The 4,785-nt window shown below is 70.0% G+C and carries 7 protein-coding genes and 1 pseudogene; 3 read left to right on the top strand and 5 right to left on the bottom strand.

What is annotated here, in order from left to right; all coding sequences use genetic code 11:
• A pseudogene (locus ACOADB_RS25310) lies at positions 1–504 on the bottom strand (hypothetical protein); the annotation flags it as partial.
• A gap of 105 nt (positions 505–609) precedes the next feature.
• Between ACOADB_RS25310 and ACOADB_RS25305 the strand changes: the two are divergent.
• A complete protein-coding gene (locus ACOADB_RS25305; protein ID WP_378605428.1) occupies positions 610–1,161 on the top strand; it encodes an AAA family ATPase in 552 nt (183 codons plus the stop codon).
• Between the two features lie 3 nt (positions 1,162–1,164).
• Here the strand turns inward: ACOADB_RS25305 and ACOADB_RS25300 are convergent, their stop codons facing one another.
• Together ACOADB_RS25300 and ACOADB_RS25295 are read right to left on the bottom strand one after the other, a co-directional pair.
• On the bottom strand, positions 1,165–1,500 hold the full coding sequence (locus ACOADB_RS25300) for an HNH endonuclease (RefSeq protein ID WP_378605425.1): 336 nt from the start codon (positions 1,498–1,500) through the stop codon (positions 1,165–1,167).
• Positions 1,501–1,525: 25 nt separating this feature from the next.
• A complete protein-coding gene (locus ACOADB_RS25295; protein WP_378605422.1) occupies positions 1,526–2,140 on the bottom strand; it encodes a LysE/ArgO family amino acid transporter in 615 nt (204 codons plus the stop codon).
• Positions 2,141–2,217: 77 nt separating this feature from the next.
• Here ACOADB_RS25295 and ACOADB_RS25290 point away from each other — a divergent pair, with 77 nt between their 5' ends.
• Positions 2,218–3,090 carry a LysR family transcriptional regulator ArgP gene (locus ACOADB_RS25290; protein ID WP_378605419.1) on the top strand — a complete coding sequence of 291 codons (873 nt, stop codon included), beginning with the start codon at positions 2,218–2,220 and terminating at the stop codon, positions 3,088–3,090.
• A 9-nt stretch (positions 3,091–3,099) separates the two neighbouring features.
• Here ACOADB_RS25290 and ACOADB_RS25285 read toward each other — a convergent pair whose 3' ends face one another.
• The gene (locus tag ACOADB_RS25285; RefSeq protein ID WP_378605416.1) at positions 3,100–3,768 is read right to left on the bottom strand and encodes a hypothetical protein; all 669 of its coding nucleotides are present in this window, start codon (positions 3,766–3,768) and stop codon (positions 3,100–3,102) included.
• Positions 3,769–3,866: 98 nt separating this feature from the next.
• On the opposite strand from ACOADB_RS25285, the gene ACOADB_RS25280 reads away from it, so the two are divergent.
• Complete coding sequence (locus ACOADB_RS25280) at positions 3,867–4,253, top strand: MmcQ/YjbR family DNA-binding protein (protein ID WP_378605413.1); 387 nt, start codon at positions 3,867–3,869, stop codon at positions 4,251–4,253.
• 4 nt (positions 4,254–4,257) lie between these two features.
• Here the strand turns inward: ACOADB_RS25280 and ACOADB_RS25275 are convergent.
• Positions 4,258–4,785 (bottom strand): oxygenase MpaB family protein (locus ACOADB_RS25275; protein ID WP_378605410.1); only part of this gene is annotated, 528 nt, incomplete at its 5' end.

Genomic DNA, 4,785 nt, shown 5'->3' with positions numbered 1-4,785 from the left:
GCCCCAGTGGGGCATGGTCGGGTTGACCAGCTTGCGGTAGCGCGCTTCCACCTTGATCAGCGCGAAGTCGTTGAAGCGGCAGGCGTTCGGGTCCGTCTCGCCGATCCTGCGCATGGTGTGCCAGCTGCTGTAGGCCAGACGCCCCTTCGCGAGCTGCTTCCCGGCGTCGTACTTCGTGCCGTGCAGGTTGAAGGTCACCCTGGTCCCGAGCGGTTTCGACCGCGCCCTGCAGCCGTTGATCTCATCGTCGCTCGCCGAAGCGCAATGTGCCGCCTGACCGAGATAGACGTTGCCGCCGGCGTCGGTGAAGACGAAGTTGGTCGTGCACTGCGCGCGACCGGTGAGGGGCTGGATCCCCGGCGTGACCGTCGCCGCGGCGAACGGCGTCCACCCCGGTGTACGGCGCACGAGCGGTTCGGTCACGCTGTTGATCCGGGTCGCGGTGGCCGGGGGCGTCTCGCGGTTCTCGAACGGCTTGAACCACACGTTCGCGACGGCGAGCACGGTGAGCAGGGTGAGGATCTTGCCCCACCCGATCGCTGGTTCGACCGTGCTCACCCCTCGATCATCGCCCGCCGGTCTCCGTAAGGACAGGATGCGCGCCGGTCCGTGACTAGGGTGGATGTCGTGCGGCGGATCTCGGTGGTGGGCAGTTCCGGCTCGGGCAAGACGACCGCCGCACGTCGGATCGCCGCGGCGCTGGACCTTCCACACGTCGAGCTCGACGACCTGCACTGGGGGCCGGACTGGGCTCAGGCGAGCGCCCAGGAACTACGGGACCGTGTTGCTGCGGCGACCGCGGGCGATGCGTGGGTCATCGACGGCAACTATCAGAGCAAGCTCGGGACGCTGGTCTGGGAACGGGCCGACACGGTGGTGTGGGTGAACCCGCCTCGCTGGCGAGCGATGTGGCAGTCCATCACGCGGACCGTGCGTCGGGCAGCCACCCGGGAGGAGCTGTGGAGCGGCAACCGCGAAGGCTGGGGCGGGCTGATGTTCTGGCGCGGCGAGGATTCGATCCTGTGGTGGGCGTGGACGACGTACGGCCGGACCTGTGAGCGCTACGAGACCGCGATGACCGAGGGGCCGTACGCCGCCCTGGCCTGGCACCGGCTCCGCTCCCGCCGTGACGTCGAGAGGTTCTTCGCCTCGATCGCGTGAGGTTCAGACGAGGGCTTGCAGCGTCTCGGCCTGCCGGACCAGGAACGTGCGCTCGTCGAGCTTCTTGCGGCGCATCCAGGCAGTGACCTCGAGGTTGCACTTGCTGGCGTTGCAGGAGCGACAGGCCGGCACGACGTTCGTCAGCGTGTAGCGGCCGCCGCGCGAGATCGGCAGGATGCAGTCCTTCTGGAGGGCGGCATCCACGGCGCCGCAGTAGGCGCAGCCGCCCCAGATCTCCATGAGCGCGAACCACTGGTCGTCGGTCAGGTCGTGGTCCACCTTGGCCATCCGTCGCTGACGGCGCTTGGCGTAGGTCGCGGCGCGGCTGCGGGGAGGCACGTCGCGAGTATGCCGCGGCGCCGCCTCATCCGAGCGCAAGCCTCGCCGCCACGAAGAGCATCGTGATCGCGATCAGTACCTCGAGCACCTGCCAGGCGCGTGGTCGGGCGAGCAGGGGAGCGAGCAGACGGGCGCCGTACCCGAGGCTGCTGAACCACAGCACGCTGGCCAGTACGGCGCCCGCACCGAACCACCAGCGCCCGGCCGGCTCCCCGCCGTCGTGGGCAGCGGCGATCGAGCCGACGAGGAGAACGGTGTCGAGGTAGACGTGCGGGTTCAGCCACGTGAGTGCAATGGCGCGACCGATGACGGGGCCGCTGGGTTCGACGGTGCCGTTGCCGGCAGCAGCGAGGGACTCGGGTCGTGTCGCGCGACGCAACGACGCGGCGGCGTACCAGAGCAGGAAGGCGACGCCGAGCCACCGGACCACCTCAAGGACCCATCGGGCGTGGTCGACGATGGTGCCGATTCCGCCGACGCCCGCCGCGATGAGGACCGCATCCGACAGCGCGCAGATCGCGACCACCGGACCGACGTGCGAGCGGATCAGTCCCTGGCGCAACACCAAGGCGTTCTGGGCGCCGATCGCGACGATGAGAGTCAGGCCGGTCACGAGGCCGGCAACGGTGGGGGCGAGCACCTCAGGAATCTAGGCTCGCCACGAGGTGAAGGCCAGCGAATGTTTCTTCACCTTGTGAAGAAGTGCTTCACTTGGTCATGCACTTCGATCCAGGTCAGCTGGAGACCCTGGTGGCGATCACCGAGGAAGGCACCTTCGAGGCGGCGGCGCGGCGTCTGCACCTCACCCCGAGCGCCGTCAGCCAGCGGGTGCGTGCACTCGAGGGAGCGGCCGGCCAGGTCCTTGTTCGTCGTACGACGCCCGCGACCGTGACGCCAGCAGGGGAGCCGCTCGTGCGGTTGGGCAGGCAACTGCGGTTGCTGGCGACCGAGGCCGCCGTGTCGCTCGGTGCGGGGGAGGTCGTGGACCTGTCCGTGGCCGTCAACGCCGACTCGCTCGCGACCTGGTTCCGGCCGGTCCTCGGCGCCGTGGCCCAGTGGCGGTCGACCGCCCTGCGCCTGCACGTCGAGGACCAGGGCTATTCGCACGACCTCCTGCGTCGGGGCGAGGTGCTCGCTGCGGTCACTGACGAACCCCGGCCGGTGCAGGGCTGCGTGTCCGAGCCCTTGGGATCGTTGCGCTACATCCCGGCAGGGGCACCGTGGCTGGTGGAGCGCCACCGTCACGGCCGGGGCATCGACTGGTCGGGCATCCCGGTGGTCGTGTTCAACGAGAAGGACCACCTCCAGGACGACGTCCTCGCGACCCGCGGTGTCGGACGCCCGTCGGTGGTCCACCGGGTGCCGAGCACGGCCGACTTCCACGAGGCGGTCCGCAGCGGTCTCGGCTGGGGCATGATCCCCGAACCGCACCTGGCTCCCGAGGTGGCCGCCGGTGCGCTGGTCCGGCTGCCGGGGACCCGCCCGGTCGACGTACCCCTGCACTGGCAGCGGTGGCGCCTCGACAGCCCTGCGCTGACCGAGCTCACCGAGACGGTACGGCGAGCAGCAGCTGCGTTGCGGCGTCGCTGAACCGGCTGCTCACGGCTCCCAGATGTCGAGGGTGACCGTGTCGATGGTCCCCGTGTCGTCGAGGAACAGGTCGACGGTGAACCACTCGAGACAGCCGTCGATCGATTCGTCGGACGGCTGGAGGGAGATGCGTCGGTGGCCTGCGAGGCCGTCCGGCGCTGGGTTGGGCGGATTGGCGCAGTGGGGGTGCTCGCCGAGCGAGGTCGTGAAACCGGCGAGGGTGCCGTCGGCTCCGTCGGAGTCGACATGCCGGGCGATCAGGCCCAGCGCGTTGAACGGGCCGACGTGGCCGCGGAAGGCCGCGAGATCGACGTCCCACGCCCCGATCGAGGCGAGGCGGTTGCTGGGTCGGGTCGCGACGATCACGGAACCCAGTCCGAGGCCGACCTCGTCGGCGAACGGCAGCGCGGCGGCCGTGTCAGTGCCCGGGTCGCTCGCCAGGGCCACCAGTGCCTGGAGGAGGGCCTTGTCGTCGTACGACGCCGGGGTGGCGGTGCTCGCGGGGAAGCTCTCGGCGGTGGTCGGCGAGGGGCTCGCGATGGTGCTGGGGCTGGCGACCGCCGTCGTGGGCTCGGCCGCGACGTCCTCGACCGTGCTCCCGCAAGCCGCGCAGGCAAGGACGGCGGCCAGGGCGATGGCCGGAGCGATGGCCGGGCCGATGGTGATGGGTGTTCTCATGGCGCTCTCCTCGGTCCAGGTGAAGAGAGGACGCCCCGGGGTTGCAGCCGGTTGTCCCGTGGGTGCGGTTGTCGGTGCCGTGTGGGAAATTTCTTCCCGTGCCCGCTCGTCCCGATGTCCCCGAGGCCTACCTCGCGCGTTTGCGGCAGAGCTTTGCGCGGCTGCCGGAGTGCCACGAGGAGGAAGCGTGGACAGGTGTGCGCTGGCGCGTGGCCGGGACGACGACCACGGTCGCGCACGTCTTCGGCGGCGAGGACCAGCTGTTCCGGATCGTGTTCCGCGCCGAACCCGAGGAGGTGATGGCGTTCCAGCACCTGGGGGCGCCGTACTTCAAGGGAGAGTGGGGCGGCAACATCGTCGGGCTGCTCCTCGACGACGACTCCGACTGGGAGGAGCTCGACGAGCTGCTCACCGAGTCGTTCTGCATCCAGGCGCCGCAGCGGTTGGTGGACCAGGTGGATCGGCCGGGCGCCTCGGCCTCGTGAGCCCTCAGGTGTAGTTCGGGTTGTTGCCCGTCGGCATCGTGATGTTCGTGACCTTGCCCTCGCCGAGGAAGAACCGCACGCCGAGGCGGAGGAACTCGTCGAACAGCCAGTAGCCCTGCGGAGCGAGCGGGATCCACATCGTCGCCTCGCGGAACGCGATGAACGGCGGCCACCCGGCCTTGACCAGGGGGTCGGTCACCGGCTCCCTGGGCACCTGCAGCCAGTCGGCGATCTGCTCGCCGAGGCAGAAGCGCGTGAAGGAGTGCAGCATCGGCTTGGTCAGGCCGCCGTCGTACTCGGCGGCCAGGTTGAGCAGGATCTTCGCGAGCGCCACGCCCTCGGTGGTCGGCGCGAGGATCGGGTCGAGGACCTGGCGGGACTGGGCGTTGGCCTCGCTCCAGGTGGCGGGGATGTATTCGTCGGCCACGCCGAGCAGGTGCGCGGTGATCTGCCACAGGTGCAGGAACGCAGCCGAGTCCGCGGACGGCATCGGCACGCCCCACGCGGTGAGCTTGTTGAACGAGAAGGTGGC

This window comes from Nocardioides sp. CPCC 206348, assembly GCF_048654705.1.
Taxonomy (GTDB): domain Bacteria; phylum Actinomycetota; class Actinomycetes; order Propionibacteriales; family Nocardioidaceae; genus Nocardioides.
Note: the sequence above shows the minus strand (reverse complement) of the source record. Positions and strands in the feature narration are given on the sequence as shown.